Annotated in this window: 13 protein-coding genes and 1 pseudogene; 11 read left to right on the plus strand and 3 right to left on the minus strand. The window is 72.6% G+C overall.

Going from position 1 to position 16865, the window contains the following annotated elements:
• The first annotated feature begins 32 nt into the window (after positions 1-32).
• The 3 genes from KBY32_RS01955 to KBY32_RS01965 are packed head-to-tail and all read left to right on the plus strand — an operon-like array spanning position 33 to position 6331.
• Positions 33-1289, plus strand: a complete 1257-nt coding sequence (locus tag KBY32_RS01955) for a cellulase family glycosylhydrolase (protein WP_210978575.1) — start codon at positions 33-35, stop codon at positions 1287-1289.
• Positions 1286-3286 (plus strand): endo-beta-N-acetylglucosaminidase, encoded by a 2001-nt coding sequence (locus KBY32_RS01960; protein ID WP_210978576.1) that lies wholly within the window; start codon positions 1286-1288, stop codon positions 3284-3286. Before KBY32_RS01955 ends, KBY32_RS01960 begins: the two co-directional genes overlap by 4 nt.
• A 36-nt stretch (positions 3287-3322) precedes the next feature.
• Positions 3323-6331 carry a glycoside hydrolase family 38 C-terminal domain-containing protein gene (locus KBY32_RS01965; protein ID WP_210978577.1) on the plus strand — a complete coding sequence of 1003 codons (3009 nt, stop codon included), beginning with the start codon at positions 3323-3325 and terminating at the stop codon, positions 6329-6331.
• A 21-nt stretch (positions 6332-6352) separates the two neighbouring features.
• Here KBY32_RS01965 and KBY32_RS35210 read toward each other — a convergent pair.
• Together KBY32_RS35210 and KBY32_RS01970 are read right to left on the minus strand one after the other, a co-directional pair.
• A pseudogene (locus KBY32_RS35210) lies at positions 6353-6602 on the minus strand (5,10-methylene tetrahydromethanopterin reductase); the annotation flags it as partial.
• Between the two features lie 86 nt (positions 6603-6688).
• A complete protein-coding gene (locus tag KBY32_RS01970; RefSeq protein ID WP_210978578.1) occupies positions 6689-7405 on the minus strand; it encodes a FadR/GntR family transcriptional regulator in 717 nt (238 codons plus the stop codon).
• A 198-nt stretch (positions 7406-7603) separates the two neighbouring features.
• Here KBY32_RS01970 and KBY32_RS01975 point away from each other — a divergent pair, with 198 nt between their 5' ends.
• Genes KBY32_RS01975 through KBY32_RS02010 form a run of 8 tightly spaced genes read left to right on the plus strand, consistent with a single transcriptional unit; the run spans position 7604 to position 15445 of the window.
• Entirely contained in the window at positions 7604-8674 is a 1071-nt protein-coding gene (locus tag KBY32_RS01975) for a sugar ABC transporter substrate-binding protein (protein WP_210978579.1), read from the plus strand.
• Positions 8671-10173 carry a sugar ABC transporter ATP-binding protein gene (locus KBY32_RS01980; protein WP_210978580.1) on the plus strand — a complete coding sequence of 501 codons (1503 nt, stop codon included), beginning with the start codon at positions 8671-8673 and terminating at the stop codon, positions 10171-10173. Before KBY32_RS01975 ends, KBY32_RS01980 begins: the two co-directional genes overlap by 4 nt.
• Entirely contained in the window at positions 10166-11191 is a 1026-nt protein-coding gene (locus KBY32_RS01985) for an ABC transporter permease (protein WP_210978581.1), read from the plus strand. The genes KBY32_RS01980 and KBY32_RS01985 overlap by 8 nt, the downstream gene beginning before the upstream one ends.
• Before the next feature lie 40 nt (positions 11192-11231).
• Positions 11232-12584, plus strand: a complete 1353-nt coding sequence (locus KBY32_RS01990; RefSeq protein ID WP_210978582.1) for an L-fuconate dehydratase — start codon at positions 11232-11234, stop codon at positions 12582-12584.
• The gene (locus KBY32_RS01995) at positions 12581-13336 is read left to right on the plus strand and encodes an SDR family NAD(P)-dependent oxidoreductase (protein WP_210978583.1); all 756 of its coding nucleotides are present in this window, start codon (positions 12581-12583) and stop codon (positions 13334-13336) included. Before KBY32_RS01990 ends, KBY32_RS01995 begins: the two co-directional genes overlap by 4 nt.
• A complete protein-coding gene (locus tag KBY32_RS02000; protein WP_210978584.1) occupies positions 13333-14304 on the plus strand; it encodes an aldo/keto reductase in 972 nt (323 codons plus the stop codon). Before KBY32_RS01995 ends, KBY32_RS02000 begins: the two co-directional genes overlap by 4 nt.
• Positions 14301-14615 (plus strand): L-rhamnose mutarotase, encoded by a 315-nt coding sequence (locus KBY32_RS02005; protein WP_210978585.1) that lies wholly within the window; start codon positions 14301-14303, stop codon positions 14613-14615. Before KBY32_RS02000 ends, KBY32_RS02005 begins: the two co-directional genes overlap by 4 nt.
• A complete protein-coding gene (locus tag KBY32_RS02010; RefSeq protein WP_210978586.1) occupies positions 14612-15445 on the plus strand; it encodes an amidohydrolase in 834 nt (277 codons plus the stop codon). Before KBY32_RS02005 ends, KBY32_RS02010 begins: the two co-directional genes overlap by 4 nt.
• Here KBY32_RS02010 and KBY32_RS02015 read toward each other — a convergent pair.
• Complete coding sequence (locus tag KBY32_RS02015) at positions 15433-16854, minus strand: lipase maturation factor family protein (protein WP_210978587.1); 1422 nt, start codon at positions 16852-16854, stop codon at positions 15433-15435. The two genes, KBY32_RS02010 and KBY32_RS02015, sit on opposite strands and share 13 nt — an antisense overlap.
• Between the last annotated feature and the right edge of the window lie 11 nt (positions 16855-16865).

A 16865-nucleotide genomic window follows, 5' to 3' on the forward strand; every position in this document is an offset into this window, starting at 1 on the left:
ACCGCCCTCGCACCTCCGTCACAAGGACACGCATGCCTTCTGCCGTCCGCTTCGGCGTCAACTACACCCCGAGCGAAGGGTGGTTCCACCACTGGCTGGACTTCGACCCGGACTCCGTGCGCGCCGACCTCGACTCCATCGCCGCGCTCGGCCTGGACCACATCCGCGTCTTCCCGCTGTGGCCCTACTTCCAGCCCAACCGCACCCTGATCCGCGGGCGCGCCGTCGAGCATCTGGTCCAGCTGGTCGACGCCGCCGCCGAACGCGGCCTCGACGTCAACGTCGACGGTCTGCAGGGCCACCTCAGCAGCTTCGACTTCCTGCCCGCCTGGACCCGCACCTGGCACCGCCGCAACCTCTTCACCGACCCCGACGTCCTCGACGGCCAGGCCGCCTACCTGCGCGCCCTCGCCGCCGCCCTCGCCGACCGGCCGAACTTCCTCGGCATGACCCTCGGCAACGAGGTCAACCAGTTCTCCGCGGGCCCTCACCCCGACCCCGACCGGGCCACCGAGGACGACATCGACCGCTGGCTCACCCGGATGCTCGCCGCCTGCGAGGAGGGCGCCCCCGGCCGGCTGCACCTGCACGCCGAGTACGACGCCACCTGGTACCAGGACGACCAGCCGTTCACCCCCGGCCAGGCCGCCCGGCACGGCGCCGTCACCGCCGTGCACTCCTGGGTGTTCAACGGCACCGCCCAGCGGCACGGCCGCGCCTCCGTGCCGTCCGAGCACCACGCCGCCTATCTGATCGAGCTCAGCAAGGCGTGGGCCGACGACCCGCACCGCCCCGTGTGGCTCCAGGAGGTCGGCGCGCCCGCGCCCCTCGTGCCGCCCGAGCACGCCGCCGCGTTCACCGAGGCAACCGTCGCCAACGCCCTGGACTGCCCCGGCCTGTGGGGCGTCACCTGGTGGTGCTCCCACGACGTGTCCCGCGATCTCGCCGACTTCCCCGACCTCGAGTACGGCCTCGGTCTGCTGACCAACGACCGCGCGCCGAAGGACACCGCCCGGGTGCTGGAGCGCGCGGCCCGCGCGACGCCCCGCACACCCGAGCCCCGTACGACGGCCCTGATCGTCCCCGCCGATCCGGCCCGCCGCTCGCTCTGCGCCCCGGGCGGCCCCGTCTTCGACGCCTTCTTCCAGCTCACCGCCGACGGCGCCCGCCCCACCACCGTCCTCGACACCCGCGCGGACGACCCCGCCCATCTCGGCGCACGCGGCATCACCGAGGTCGTCGCCCCCGATCAGGTACTCCCCACCCCCCAAGGAGGCACCCGCTCGTGAACCCCACCAGACGCACCGTCCTCATCGCCGGCGCCGCGGCCGCACTCCTGCCGTCGCTCCCCGCCCAGGCCGCCGGGAAGGCCCCCGCGGGCCCGCCGTACGCGTCCTACTGGTACCCGGACTCCCTGCCCGCCGGGACACCCGGCCCCGGGATCACCTGGCGCAGCCTGAAGTCCTGGCGCCCGGCCGACGACGCCGACCTCGCCTTCAACGCCTCCACCGTCCCGCTCGCCCCTCGGTTCACCCCGGCCCCGGCCAACCCGACCGCCCGCGCCGACCAGGCCCGCATCCAGTCCCTGGTGTCCTTCGGACCCACCGCGAGCAACCCGTCCCAGGGTTCGCCCACCGCGGACTACTACGCCCTCACGCACTGGGCGTACATCGACGAACTGGTGTTCTGGGGCGGCTCCTCCGGCGAGGGCCTGATCCTCGCGCCGAACGCCCCGATCGTGGACGCCGCCCACCGGCACGGCGTGCCCGTCCTCGGCAACGTCTTCCTGCCGCCCGTCGCCTACGGCGGCCAGTTGCGGTGGACCCGCGACCTGGTGCAGAAGGACGCGGCCGGGCGGTACCCCCTGGCCGCGAAGCTCGTCGAGGTCGCGAAGGCGTACGGCTTCGACGGCTGGTTCGTCAACGCCGAGACCGGCGGCGGCGACCCGGCGCTGGGCGCGGACATGCTCGGCTTCCTGCGGGAGCTGCGGACCCGGGCCCACGCCGAGGGACAGCGGGTCACCTGGTACGACTCGATGACCGTGAACGGCTCGGTGAGCTGGCAGGGCGCGCTCAACGCCCAGAACGAGCCGTTCTTCCGGGCCGCCGACGACATGTTCGTCGACTTCCGCTGGACCGCCGCCAAGCTCGACGCGTCCGGGCGGCGGGCGGAACAACTGGGGCGCGACCGGCATGAGTTGTGGGCGGGCGTCGACGTCGAGTCCAACGGCTGGAACACGTCCGTCGACTGGGACGCCATCGTGCCCCGCGACCGCTCCCACGTCGTGTCGCTCGGCTTCTACCGGCCCGAGTGGACCCGCAACCACCTGCCCGCCGACCGCAGGACGCCCGGCGACTTCCACGCCGCCGACGACCGCTTCTGGACCGGGCGTTCCCTCGACCCGTCCCGCCCCGACGCCACCGACGGCTGGCGGGCCCCGGCCGTCTCCGTCGCCGACCGGTCCACGGTGACCCGGCTGCCGTTCGCCAGCGTCTTCAACACCGGGCACGGACTGCGCTGGTACGACAAGGGAACGGTCACCTCGGAGGCGCCCTGGAACCATCTGGGCCTCCAGGACCGGCTGCCCTCCCGCCGCTGGGTCGTCCGCACCGACGGGCAACGGCCCACCGTGGCCTTCGACTTCGAGGACGCCTGGCACGGCGGCTCCAGCGTGCTCGTCGCAGGCGACCTCGACCGGCCCGCCGTCCTCGACCTGTACGCGACCCGGCTGCCGCTGGCCCGGGACACGGTCGTCGAGCTGACCCACCGCACCGACGCCGGGAGCGTCGACGTGGAACTCGCCGTCGCCACGGCCGACCCCGCCACCCCGGGGGCGCCACCGCCGTACACCTACCACTCCGTGCCCACCGCCGGCGGCTGGACGACCACGACCGTACGGCTCACCGGGCTCAAGGGCACCCTGCACGCCCTCGGGGTGCGGCTCACCCCGGCCGGTGGCGGTCCCGTGCGCTGGCGGCTCGGCGGCATCGCCGTGCACGACACGGCACCGACGCCCGCCGCCCCCTCCGGCTTCCGCGTCACCGCGGCGTCCGGCGGCGATCTGCGCTTCGCCTGGAACACCGGGCCCGGCGAGATGCGCCACCACACCCTGCACCGCGTGCTGCCCGACGGCACCCGGCGCTTCCTCGGCGGCACCTGCCAGCGCGCCTTCTTCGCGGGAGGGCTGCGGCCCGAACCGGGCGAGACGGCGGCACGGTTCGAACTGCGCGCCGTAGGGGAGCTGTACACCACGTCGGCCCCCGTGACCGTGACCCACCGCTGGTGACACCCGCCCGGACGACCTACCGATGGAGCATCCCCCATGCATGACGACCGCACCCTGGTCGAAGCCCGCCTGAAGCGCGTCCTCGACGAGCGCATCCGCCCCGCCGTGTACCCGGAGTCCTTGCCGCTGGACGTGGCCGTGTGGCACGCGCCGGACGAGCCGGTGCCCGTCGCCGAGGGGCTCGCCGCAACGCCCGAGCCGATCGAGGTCGGCTCCCGCTGGGGCGCCCCCTGGGGCACCAGCTGGTTCCGGGTCACCGGCACCGTCCCCGAGGCATGGGCGGGACGGACCGTCGAGGCTCTGCTGGACCTCGGCTTCGACGAGAACATGCCCGGCTTCCAGTGCGAGGGCCTGGTGTACCGGCCCGACGGCACCCCGGTGAAGGGCCTCAACCCCCGCAACCAGTGGGTGCGCGTCGCCGCGCCCGCCGAAGGCGGCGAGGAGGTCCGCCTGCACATCGAGGCCGCCTCCAACCCCGTCATCCTCGACTACCACCCCTTCCTGCCCACCCAGTTGGGCGACAAGGAGACCGCGGGCGGCGAACCGCAGTACACCCTGACCCGGATGGACCTCGCCGTCCTCGACGAGGAGGTCTGGCAGCTGGTCGTCGACCTGGAGGTGCTCGGCGAGCTGATGGCCGAGCTGCCGGTCGACTCGGCCCGGCGCTGGGACCTCCTGCGGGCGGTGGAGCGGGCCCTGGACGCCGTGGACCTCCAGAACGTCAACGGCACCGCGGCCGCCGCCCGCGCCCGCCTCACCGACGTCCTCGCCGCGCCCGCCGTGCCCTCCGCCCACCGCGTCAGCGCCGTCGGGCACGCGCACATCGACTCGGCGTGGCTGTGGCCGCTGCGCGAGACCGTGCGCAAGGTGGCCCGGACGACCTCCAACATGACCGCGCTCGTCGAGGACGAACCCGACTTCGTCTTCGCCATGTCCCAGGCGCAGCAGTGGGCGTGGGTGAAGGAGCACCGGCCCGAGGTGTGGGCGCGGGTGAAGAAGGCCGTCGCCGACGGACGGTTCGTACCGGCGGGCGGGATGTGGGTGGAGTCCGACACCAACATGCCCGGGTCCGAGGCGATGGCCCGGCAGTTCGTGCACGGGAAGCGGTTCTTCCTCGACGAGTTCGGCATCGAGAACGACGAGGCGTGGCTGCCCGACACCTTCGGCTTCGCCGCCGGACTGCCCCAGATCATCAAGGCGGCGGGCTCCAAGTGGCTGCTGACGCAGAAGATCTCCTGGAGTCAGACCAACAAGTTCCCGCATCACACGTTCTGGTGGGAGGGCATCGACGGCACCCGGATCTTCACGCACTTCCCGCCCGTCGACACCTACAACTGCTCCATGAAGGGCAGCGAGATCGCCCACGCGGCCCGCAACTTCAAGGACAAGGGCCGCGCCCGGCACTCGCTGGCCCCGACCGGCTGGGGCGACGGAGGCGGCGGCACGACCCGCGAGATGATCGCCAAGGCGGCCCGGCTGCGCGACCTGGAGGGCTCGGCGACCGTCGTCTGGGAGACCCCGGACGCGTTCTTCCGCAAGGCCGAGGCCGAGTACCCGGACGCCCCGGTCTGGGTCGGCGAGCTGTACCTGGAGCTGCACCGGGCCACCCTCACCAGCCAGGCGCAGACGAAGCAGGGCAACCGGCGCAGCGAGCACCTGCTGCGCGAGGCGGAGCTGTGGGCCGCGACGGCCGCGGTGCGCACCGGCTTCCCCTACCCCTACGAGGAGCTGGACCGGATCTGGAAGACGGTGCTGCTGCACCAGTTCCACGACATCCTGCCCGGCTCCTCCATCGCCTGGGTGCACCGCGAGGCCCGCGCCACCTACGCCCGGATCGCCGGTGAGCTGGAGGCGATCATCGACGGCGCCCAGCGCGCGCTCGCCGGAGAGGGCACGGCCGACCTCGTCTTCAACGCCGCGCCGCACGACCGCGCCGGGGTGCCGGCGGGCGGCGCGCGGACCCCGGCGACCGAGGGCCGCACGGCCGTCACTCCGCGCCCTGACGGCGGGTTCGTCCTCGACAACGGCCTGCTGCGCGTGGAGATCGACCCACGCGGACTCGTCGTCTCCGCGTACGACGTCGAGGCCGACCGCGAGACGGTCGCGCCGGGCGGGGCCGCCGGACTCCTCCAGCTCCACCCCGACTTCCCCAACATGTGGGACGCCTGGGACGTCGACGCGTTCTACCGGCACACCGTCACCGACCTCACCGACGTGGACGAGATCACCGCCGTCGACGGCGGGGTGCGGATCGTGCGGTCCTTCGGCGACTCCCGCGTCACCCAGCGGCTGACCCTGGCGCCGGGGGAGCGGCGGGTGCTGTTCGACACCGAGGTCGACTGGCACGAGACGGAGAAGTTCCTGAAGCTGGCGTTCCCGCTCGACGTGCACGCCGAACGCTACGCGTCCGAGACGCAGTTCGGGCACTTCCACCGGCCCACCCACACCAACACCAGCTGGGAGGCCGCCAAGTTCGAGGCGTGCAACCACCGGTTCGTGCACGTCGAGGAGCCCGGCTGGGGCGTGGCCGTCGTCAACGACTCGACGTACGGCCACGACGTCACCCGGACGGTCCGCACCGACGGCGACCTGGGGACGACCACGACCGTCCGGGTCTCGCTGCTGCGCGCCCCGCGCTTCCCCGACCCGGAGACCGACCAGGGCGTGCACCGCTTCCGGCACGCGCTGGTCCCGGGGGCCGGGATCGGGGAGGCCGTACGGGAGGGCTGGCGGATCAACCTGCCCGAGCGGCGCCTCGCCGGAGCCGGGGAGGTGGCACCGCTGGTGACCGTCGACCGGGACGCCGTGGTGCTCACGGCCGTCAAGCTGGCCGACGACGGCAGCGGGGACGTGGTGGTCCGGCTCCACGAGGCGCACGGCGGCCGGGTCCGGGCCACGCTGACGGCCGGCTTCGAGGTGGCCGGCGTGACGGCGACGGACCTGCTGGAACGCCCGCTGCCCGAGTCACCGTCGTACGAGGGCCGTCGGGTGGCGCTGCGGCTGCGGCCCTTCGAGCTGGTGACGCTGCGGCTGCGGCGGGCGTGACACCGGTTCCGGCGGGAGGTGTCAGCCGAAGGCGGGCATGATCGCGTCGTGGATGAGCCGCAGCTGCGTCCACGTCGGCCACGCCGTCCAGATCACGGCCCGTGAAGGCCTTGACGAGGGTGCGGTCGGTGATGGCGCGGATCATGTGGTTGACGCCGCTCGGCGCGATCTCCCGCCGGATCTTGTCCCGGCACTCGACGGGGGTGCCGGAGACGGAGAGGCGCTCGGCGAGCTCCGGGCCGGTCAGCTCGATGCCACGCGCCAGGTCACCGACGGGACCGTTCCGCGGACGAGTCGTACTCCTGCCTACCGAGGGTGGTGAGGCGGCCGCCGGTGTCCAGTGCGCGTCGGAAGGCCCTACGGCCGCTGCGGCGGCCCGAGTTGGGAGCGCAGCCACTGCTCGACCTCGCCCACGTGCGCCGCCGCGGCGGCGCGGGCCGCCTCCGGGTCGTGGGCGACCAGCGCCCGGTGGATCGCGGCGTGTTCGCGCCGGGTCCGCTCGAACGCGCCCTCCTCCTGGTAGCCGCGCCAGACCCGGGCGCGGAAGGTGCGGGACGACAGCCCTTCCAGGATGGCGGCCATGGTGTCGTTGCCGGCGGCGGCCGCGATCTCGCGGTGGAAGGCGAGGTCGTGGGCGAGGATCTCCTCCGGGTCGTCGGTGGCGTTCATCGCGGTCAAGTGCTTCTCGACCGCGGCTAGTTGGTCCGGGGTGATGCGCGCCGCCGCCAGGGCCGTCGCCGTCGACTCCAGGACCCGCCGCACCTCCAGCAGCTCCACCAGACGCGGGCCGCGGGAGAGGTCGGCGACCACCCCGAACGTCTCCAGCAGGTCGCCGGCCTCCAGCTGGGTGACGTAGATGCCGGAGCCGTGCCGGGCCTCCAGCACCCCCATCACCGTCAGCGCGCGGATCGCCTCGCGCATCGAACTGCGGGAGATGCCGAGGCTCGCGGCCAGGTCGCGTTCGGTCGGCAGCCGCTGGCCGGGCTCCAGCCGGCCCTCACCGATCATCGCCTTGATCTCTTCGATGGCCCGCTGGGTCACGGTGCCCTTCTGCGGCGCCGTCTCGTCGTCCACGCCGTTCCTCCCGTCGCCGCCAGGCACCTGCGGGCACCTGCTTGTCCGGCAGTGTAATCATCGAGGTGGTCCGACCACTACCGTGCGGATCATGCGAAACTCGCGTTCGCAGGGTGTTGTGCGGCCGAAGTGGTCTGATAAATATGCGGACATCTGCTCGACCCATGTGCTCGAACACGCTCGACGAGGAGCCGCCAGATGCCCGGCACACCAGCGCGGAAGCAGAACAGGTCACGCACGGCGAGGGCGGTGGGTGCCGTAGCGGGCGCCACGCTCCTCCTCGCCGCCTGCGGCAGTACGAAGGACACCGGCGCGGCGGGCGCCGACGGCGGCGGGAGCGGCCGGGTCGGGGTGATCCTGCCCCTGCTCACCTCGCCGTTCTGGCAGTCGTACAACGACTATGTGCCGAAGATGGCCGAGTCCGAGGGCGTGGACGCGCTGAAGACGGTCAACTCCAACAGTGACCCCTCCCAGCAGATCACCGACATCAACAACCAGCTGAACCAAGGGGTCAAGGGGCTCGTCGTCGCCCCGCTGGACAGCGCCGCCATCGAGGCCGGACTCGACCAGGCCGAACGCAAGGGCGTCCCGGTCGTCGCCGTGGACGTGGCCCCCGAGCAGGGCAAGGTCGCCATGGTGGTGCGCGCCGACAACGTGGCGTACGGCGAGAAGGCCTGCGACTACCTGGGCAAGAACGTGACCAGCGGCAAGGTCGTGCAGATCATGGGCGACCTCGCCTCGGTCAACGGCCGCGACCGCTCCGAGGCGTTCCGGGCCTGCGTGAAGAAGAACTTCCCGAAGCTCGAGGTGCTGGAGATCCCGGCCAAGTGGGAGTCCGACACCGCGGCCTCCAAGCTGGACACCCTCCTGAACGCCAACCCCGACATCAAGGGCATCTACCTCCAGGCCGGAGGCGTCTACCTCGCCCCCACCCTGCAGACCCTCAAGTCCAAGGGGATGCTGAAGAAGGCCGGGCGGGACGGGCACATCGCGATCGTCTCCAACGACGGCATCCCGCAGGAGTACGACGCCATCCGCAAGGGCGAGATCGACGCGACCGTCTCCCAGCCCGCCGACCTGTACGCCAAGTACGGCATGTACTACATCCGGGCCGCGATGGAAGGGAAGAGCTTCGAGCCGGGCCCCACCGACCACGACTCCACCATCGTCAAGCTGCCCAGCGGCATCCTGGAGGACCAGCTGCCCGCGCCGCTGGTGACCAAGGACAACGTCGACGACCCCAAGCTCTGGGGAAACACGGTCGGATGACGACACCACTCGTCGACGCGCGGGGCATCGTCAAGCGCTACGGCCCCACCACCGCCCTCGCCGACGGCAGGATCACCGTCCTGCCCGGCGAGTCCCACGCCCTCGTCGGCCGCAACGGCGCCGGGAAGTCGACCCTGGTCGGCATCCTGACCGGACTCCAGGCCGCCGACGGCGGCGAGGTCCGCTTCGACGGCGAGCCCGCACCGCCGCTCGCCGACCGCGACGCCTGGCGCCGGAAGGTGGCCTGCGTCTACCAGAAGCCCACCGTCGTCCCCGAACTCACCGTCGCCGAGAACCTGTTCATCGACCGGCAGCCCCTGCGGCGCGGCTTCATCAGCTGGCGCCGGCTGCGCGCCGAGGCCGCCGACCTCCTCGCCACCTGGGACGTGCGCGTCGACCCCGACGCCCGCACCGCCGACCTCGCGGTCGAGGACCGCCAGATGGTGGAGATCGCCCGGGCGCTCAGCTTCGGCGCCCGCTTCATCATCCTCGACGAGCCCACCGCACAGCTCGACAAGCGGGAGATCGAGCGGCTGTTCACCAGGATGCGGGCCCTGCAGGACTCCGGTGTCACCTTCCTGTTCATCTCGCACCACCTCCAGGAGGTGTACGAGGTCTGCCAGACCGTCACGGTCCTGCGCGACGCCCGCTGGATCACCACCGCCCCGGTCGCCGAACTGCCGCGCCGGGCCCTGGTGGAGGCGATGGCGGGGGAGTCCCTGGAGTCCCTGTCCGAACAGGCTGTCACGGTCGGCGAGTTCGACCGGGACGCCCCCGTCCTGCTCGAAGCGCGCGGGCTCACCTCACCCGCGTACACGGACGTCGACCTGACCGTCCGCCGCGGCGAGGTCGTCGGACTCGCCGGGATCAGCGGCAGCGGCAAGGTCGAACTCGCGGAGTCCTTCGCGGGGCTGCACACGCCGACCGGCGGCACCGCCCAACTCGACGCTGAGCGGCTTCCGTTCGGCGATGTGCGGGCCGCCCTCGACGCCGGCGTCGCCTGTGTGCCGCGCGACCGGCACGACCAGGGGCTGGTCTCCGGTATGAGCGTCGGCGACAACGCCACCCTGAGCGTCCTGGACCGGCTCGGCCGTTCCGGGTTCGTCGGCACCGACCGCAGACGTGGCGTCGCCACGGCGTTGATCGAACGCCTCGGCATCCACACCGAGGGCCCCGACCAGCCCGTGTCGGACCTGTCCGGCGGCAACGCGCAGAAGGTCGTCATGGCCCGCGCCCTCGCCTCCGACCCCCGGCTGCTCGTCCTGATCAACCCCACCGCGGGCGTCGACGTGAAGTCCAAGGAGTCCCTGCTGGCCCGGGTCGACAGCGCCCGCCGGGACGGCGTCGCCGTGCTCGTCGTCTCCGACGAACTCGACGACCTGCGCCGCTGCGACCGCGTCCTCGTCCTGTTCCACGGCCGTGTCGTCGCCGAACACCCGGCGGGCTGGCGCGACCACGAGCTGATCGCCTCCATCGAAGGAATGGACCACCATGGCTGACACCAAGGCCGCGCCGGCCCTGCCCGCCAAGCTGCCGGACGCCCGCTCCGCCCGGACGGTCCTGCTCCGCCGCGCCCGTGAACTCGCCCTGGTCCCCGCCCTGGTGCTGCTGCTGGTCCTCGGCGCGGTGGTCAACGACTCGTTCCTCACCGAACGCAATCTGATCTCCATCCTCGGCGCCTCCGCCGCGCTGGCCATGGTGGTACTCGCCGAGTCGCTGGTCCTCATCACCGGCAAGTTCGATCTGTCCCTGGAGTCGGTCGTCGGGATCGCGCCCGCCGTGGGAGCGCTGCTCGTGCTGCCCGCCGCCCAGTCCGGTTGGGGCGTCGAACTCCCTCCCGCCCTGGCCCTGTTGGCGGTCCTCGTGGTCGGCGCGGCGGTCGGCGCCTTCAACGGCGTCCTCGTGGTGAAGTTCCGGCTCAACGCGTTCATCGTGACGCTCGCGATGCTGATCGTGCTGCGCGGACTGCTCGTCGGCGCCACCAAGGGCAAGACGCTGTTCGGGATGCCCGACAGCTTCTACTCGCTGGCCACGACCACCTTTCTGACCGTGCCGATGTCGGTGTGGCTCGCGGCCGCCGCGTTCGCCGTCACCGGCTTCATGCTCAAGTACCACCGGGTCGGACGCGCCCTGTACGCCATCGGAGGCAACGCCGAGGCCGCCCGGGCGGCCGGAATCCGGGTGGAGCGGGTCATGCTCGGCGTGTTCGTCGTCGCGGGCACCCTCGCCGCCGCCGGCGGCATCATCCAGACCGGGTACGTCGGCGCCATCAGCGCCAACCAGGGCAACAACATGATCTTCACGGTGTTCGCGGCGGCCGTCATCGGCGGCATCAGCCTCGACGGCGGCCGGGGCACCATGTTCGGCGCCCTGACCGGCGTCCTCCTCCTGGGCGTCGTCCAGAACCTGCTCACCCTCGCCCAGGTCCCGTCGTTCTGGATCCAGGCCATCTACGGCGGCATCATCCTGGTCGCGCTCATGATCGCCCGTGTGACGACGGGCCGGGCCCAGGACTGACCGCGGCCGACCCCCTGCCTTCCCGACGGAAAGGACTTCCGTGTCCCAGGCCCCCGGCACCCCCGCCCGCGTCACCGCGGTCGACACCCATGACATCCGCTTCCCCACCTCGCGCGAGCTCGACGGCTCCGACGCCATGAACCCGGACCCCGACTACTCGGCCGCCTATGTCGTCCTGCGCACCGACGACGCCGACGGACACGAGGGGCACGGGTTCACCTTCACCATCGGGCGGGGCAACGAGGTGCAGGTCGCCGCGATCGACGCCCTGCGCGGACATGTCGTGGGCCGGTCCGTGGACGAGCTGTGCGCCGACCCGGGCGGCCTCAGCCGGGCCCTGGTCGGCGACAGCCAACTACGCTGGCTCGGCCCCGAGAAGGGCGTGATGCACATGGCGATCGGCGCGGTCGTCAACGCCGTCTGGGACCTCGCGGCGAAGCGCGCCGGGAAGCCTTTGTGGCGGCTCCTCGCCGACGCCGAACCGGAGTGGATCGTCCGGCAGGTCGACTTCCGCTACCTCACCGACGCCCTCGCCCCCGAGGAGGCCCTGGCCCTCCTGCGCCGGGGACGGCAGGGCGCGGACGAGCGCACGGCCCGGCTCCTGGAGCGCGGCTACCCCGCGTACACCACGTCCGCCGGCTGGCTCGGCTACGACGACGACAAGCTGAGCCGGCTCGCCGCCGCGGCCGTCGCCGACGGCTTCCGGCAGATCAAGCTGAAGGTCGGCGCCGACCTGGACGACGACGTACGGCGCTGCCGGGTCGCCCGCTCGGTGATCGGACCGGACGTCCGCATGGCCATCGACGCCAACCAGCGCTGGGACGTGGCCGAGGCGATCCGCTGGACCCGGGCGCTCGCCGAGTTCGACCCGTACTGGATCGAGGAGCCCACCAGCCCCGACGACGTCCTCGGCCACGCCGCGATCCGCGAGGGCGTCACCCCGGTGAAGGTCGCCACCGGCGAACACGTCCAGAACCGGGTCGTCTTCAAACAGCTCCTCCAGGCCGGGGCGATCGACGTCCTCCAGATCGACGCGGCCCGCGTCGGCGGCGTCAACGAGAACCTCGCCATCCTGCTGCTCGCCGCCAAGTTCGGCGTCCCCGTCTGCCCGCACGCCGGCGGGGTCGGACTGTGCGAACTCGTCCAGCATCTGTCGATGTTCGACTACATCGCGGTCAGCGGCACCACCGAGGACCGCGTCATCGAGTACGTCGACCATCTGCACGACCACTTCCTCGACCCGGTGGTGATCAGGGAAGGTCACTACGCGGCACCCGCCGCGCCGGGATTCTCCGCGGCCATGCGGCCCGAGTCCCTGGCGCGGTACTCCTACCCGGGCGGCGCCTTCTGGGCCGCCGACCTCCAGACGCAGCGGAAGGGGCACGCGGCATGAGCGACTTCGAGGGACTCACGGCGCTGGTGACGGGAGGCGCCTCCGGCATCGGCCGGGCCACGGCCGACCTCCTCGCCGAACGCGGCGCCCGCGTCGCCGTCCTCGACCTCGACCCGTCCTCCGTCGACAAGCCGCTCCTCGCGTACCGCGCCGACGTCACCGACGACACCTCCGTACAGGCGGCCGTCGCGGACGCCGTGGCCGCGCTCGGCGGACTCGACGTGCTGGTCAACAACGCGGGCGTCGGAGCCCAGGGCACCGTCGAGGACAACGACGACACCGAATGGCACCGGGTCCTGGACGTCAACGTCCTCGGCATGGTCCGGGTGGCCCGCGCCGCGCTCCCGCATCTACGGGCCTCCGCGCACGCGGCGATCGTCAACACCTGCTCCGTCGCGGCCACCGCCGGGCTTCCGCAGCGCGCCCTCTACAGCGCGTCCAAGGGCGCCGTGCACGCCCTCACCCTCGCCATGGCCGCCGACCACGTCCGCGAGGGCGTCCGCGTGAACTGCGTCAACCCCGGCACCGTGGGCACCCCGTGGGTCGGGCGGCTGCTCGACGCGGCACCCGACCCGGCCGCCGAACGCGCCGCGCTGGAGGCCCGCCAGCCCACCGGACGGCTCGTCTCCGCCGCCCAGGTGGCCGGTGCCATCGCCTATCTGGCGAGCCCGCTGTCCGGCGCCACCACCGGCACCGCCCTCGCCGTCGACGGCGGCATGCAGGGACTGCGCCTCAGGCCGGTGGCCCGGTGAACCGGCTCGGCCGCACCGGCGTCCGGGTCAGCCCCCTCGGCTTCGGCGGGGCCGCCATCGGCAACCTCTACCGCGAGGTCGGCGAGGGGGAGGCGCACGAGGCGGTGGCCGCCGCCTGGGACGCGGGCATCCGCTACTTCGACACCGCCCCCCACTACGGACTCGGCCTGTCCGAACGCCGTCTCGGCGCCGCCCTGCGGCAGTACCCGCGCGACGCGTACACGATCTCGACCAAGGTCGGCCGCCGGCTGGAGCCCGTCCCCGGCGCCACCGGCGACGACCTCGCCGACGGGTTCGCCGTCCCCGCCGACCGGCGCCGCGTGTGGGACTTCAGCGCCGACGGCGTACGGCGCACCCTGGAGTCCAGTCTGGAACGGCTCGGCCTCGACCGGGTCGACGTCGTCTACCTCCACGACCCCGACGACCACGGCGAACAGGCCTTCCGCGAGGGCTATCCGGCGCTGGAGAAGCTGCGCTCCGAAGGCGTCGTGGGCGCGATCGGCGCCGGGATGAACCAGACCGCCATGCTGACCCGCTTCGTCATGGACACCGACGTCGACGTGGTGCTGTGCGCCGGCCGCTACACGCTGCTGGACCAGAGCGCCCTGGACGACCTGCTGCCGCTGGCCGTCGAGTGCCGTACCTCCGTCGTCGTCGGCGGCCCGTTCAACTCCGGCCTCCTGGCCGACCCGAGGCCCGGCGCGACCTACGACTACGCCCAGGCACCGCCGCCCCTGGTCGAGCGGGCGCTGCGCATCAAGGAACTCGCCGGGCGCCACGGCATCACCGTGCGGGCCGCCGCCCTGGCCTTCTGCGCCGCCCACCCGGCCGTCGCCTGCGTGCTCGTGGGCGCCCGGTCCGCCGCCGAAGTGGCGGACTGCGCCGAGCAGTTCGCGACGCCCGTGCCGGGGGATTTCTGGCGGGAACTGCTGGAGTCCGGTCTGCTGTCCGAGGAGGCATCCCCATGAGAGTCGCCCTGCACACCCGGGTCCGCGCCGATCGCGTCGACGCCTACGAAGCCGCCCACCGCGAGGTCCCGAAGGAGCTGACGGACGCCATCCGGGCGGCCGGCGCGACCTCCTGGACGATCTGGCGCAGCGGGCAGGACCTCTTCCACGTCCTGGAGTGCGAGGACTACGGCCGTCTCCTCGCCGAACTGGAGGAGCTGCCCGTCAACGTGGCCTGGCAGGCCCGTATGACCCAACTCCTCGACGTGGTGCACGACTACTCCCGCCACGGCACCGGCGCGGGCCTCCCGGTGGTGTGGGAGCTGCCGTGACGATCGTCGACGCCCACCACCACGTCTGGGACCTGTCCGTACGCGACCAGGACTGGATCACTGGCCCCGAACTGGCGCCGCTGCGCCGGGACTTCGGCGTCGGCGACCTGCTTCCCGAGGCACGGGCCGCCGGGGTCGGCCGTACCGTCGTCGTCCAGACCGTGACCGTCCCCGAGGAGACCCCCGAGCTGCTCGCGCTCGCCGAGCGGAACGAGCTGGTCGCCGGGGTCGTCGGCTGGACCGACCTCACCCGGCCGGACGTCGCCGCGGAACTGGCCCGGCTGCGGGAGCTGCCCGGCGGCCGGTATCTGAAGGGGATACGGCATCAGGTGCAGGGCGAACCCGATCCGGGGTGGCTGCTGCGCCCGGACGTCCGGCGCGGCCTCACCGCCCTGGAGGAGGCCGGGCTGGTCCACGACCTGGTCGTCCTGCCCCATCAGCTCCCGGCCTGTGTCGAGGCGGCCGCCCGCCACCCCGGCCTGACCTTCGTCCTCGACCACCTGGGCAAACCCCCGATCGCCTCCGGCGCCCGCGAGCCGTGGGAGTCGGCGGTGCGGGCGCTCGCCGCGCTGCCGAACACCGTCTGCAAGCTTTCCGGCATGGTCACCGAGGCCGACCACGCCCGCTGGGCCGTCGAGGACCTGCGCCCGTACGCCGACACGGTCCTCGACGCCTTCGGGCCCGCGCGGCTGATGTACGGCTCGGACTGGCCCGTGTGCACCCTGGCGGCTTCCTACGGGCAGGTGCTCGACGCGGCGCGCGCCCTCACCGGCCCGGCCGACCACACCCGGATCTTCGAACGCACGGCCGTCCGCGTCTACGGCCTGTGAGCGCTGCCCGCGAGCCGGGTCGGCGGCAGGTACTCGCGCACGAACGTCCGCTCCCAGCAGGCGCCCGTCTCCCGCAGCTCCCGCCACGTCGTGTAGCGATAGCGGAAGAGCCGGGCCCGCACGAAGCGCGGCGGCTCGTCCGGCGGGAACGGCGAGCGGCGCAGCAGCCGCAGCGTGGCGCGGTCGTTCTCGAGCAGCCGCTCAATCAGCGTCCCGAACCACGACCCCGCGTACGACGGCGACAGCGCGGCGAACCACATCAGCCAGTCCAGCCGCAGATGGTAGGGGGCGAACTGGCGGGGCCAGCGGCGCGGATCACCGGGCTTGCCCTTGAACTCGTACTCCCGCCAGTCCGAGTCCTCGCGCGGAGTCTCGTCGAGGGTGCCCTCGATCACGACCTCGTGGCGGACCCGGCTGACACTGCCGAAGGCGCCGTAGGTGTTGACCAGGTGCAGCGGGTCGAAGGAGCGGTTCATGACCTGGCGGCGGGAGATCATGTTGGCCACCGGGTGGTAGCTGAGGCCGACCAGCAGGGCGGCCACCACGAGGACCGTGACCTCGTACCAGAGCGGCGCGCCCGGCCGGTCCGGCGGATCGGCGGGGAACGCGACCGCCGACAGGGCCAGCACGATGGTGATCCAGTTCAGCCAGGCGAAGTTCCCGGACAGCACCAGCCACAGCTGGGTGACGATCATCAGGGCCGCCGCGGCCGTCGCGACCGGCTGCGGGGTGAAGAGAAGGAAGGGCACCACCAGCTGGGTGACGTGGTTGGCGGCCACCTCGACCCGGTGCAGCGGCTTCGGCAGATGGTGGAAGAACCAGCTCAGCGGCCCCGGCATCGGCTGGGTCTCATGGTGGTGGTCCAGACAGGTCAGCTTCCGCCAGCACTCGTCGCCGCGCATCTTGATCAGCCCCGCGCCGAACTCGACGCGGAACAGGATCCAGCGCAGCAGGAACAGCACCACGACCGGCGGCGCCACCTCGTCGTTGCCCAGCCAGACCGCCGCGAAGCCGACCTCCAGGAGCAGGGACTCCCAGCCGAAGGAGTACCAGGTCTGGCCGACGTTCACGATCGACAGATACAGGAGCCACGGCACCAGCCACAGCAGCAGGGCCGCCCACAGCGGCACCAGGGAGTCCACACCGGCGAGCAGCGCCGCCGACACCGCGCACCCCGCCCAGGCGCAGCCGGCGAAGAAACGGTCCGAGTAGTGCAGTTGGAACAGGCTCGGCGCCGCCCTGAACGGCACCCGCGCCACGAACCGGGGCACGGGCAGCAGACCGCGCTCGCCCAGCAGCGCCCGGAACTGCAGCGCCGCCGTCAGGAACGCGACCAGATACACCCCGGCCAGGGTGCGCTGGAACACCAGCCGACTCGTCTCGTACTCCGGTGCCACGAACCAGTCCACGGCCGCGCCCT

The organism is Streptomyces sp. RK62 (genome assembly GCF_018070255.1).
GTDB classification, from domain to species: domain Bacteria; phylum Actinomycetota; class Actinomycetes; order Streptomycetales; family Streptomycetaceae; genus Streptomyces; species Streptomyces nigra.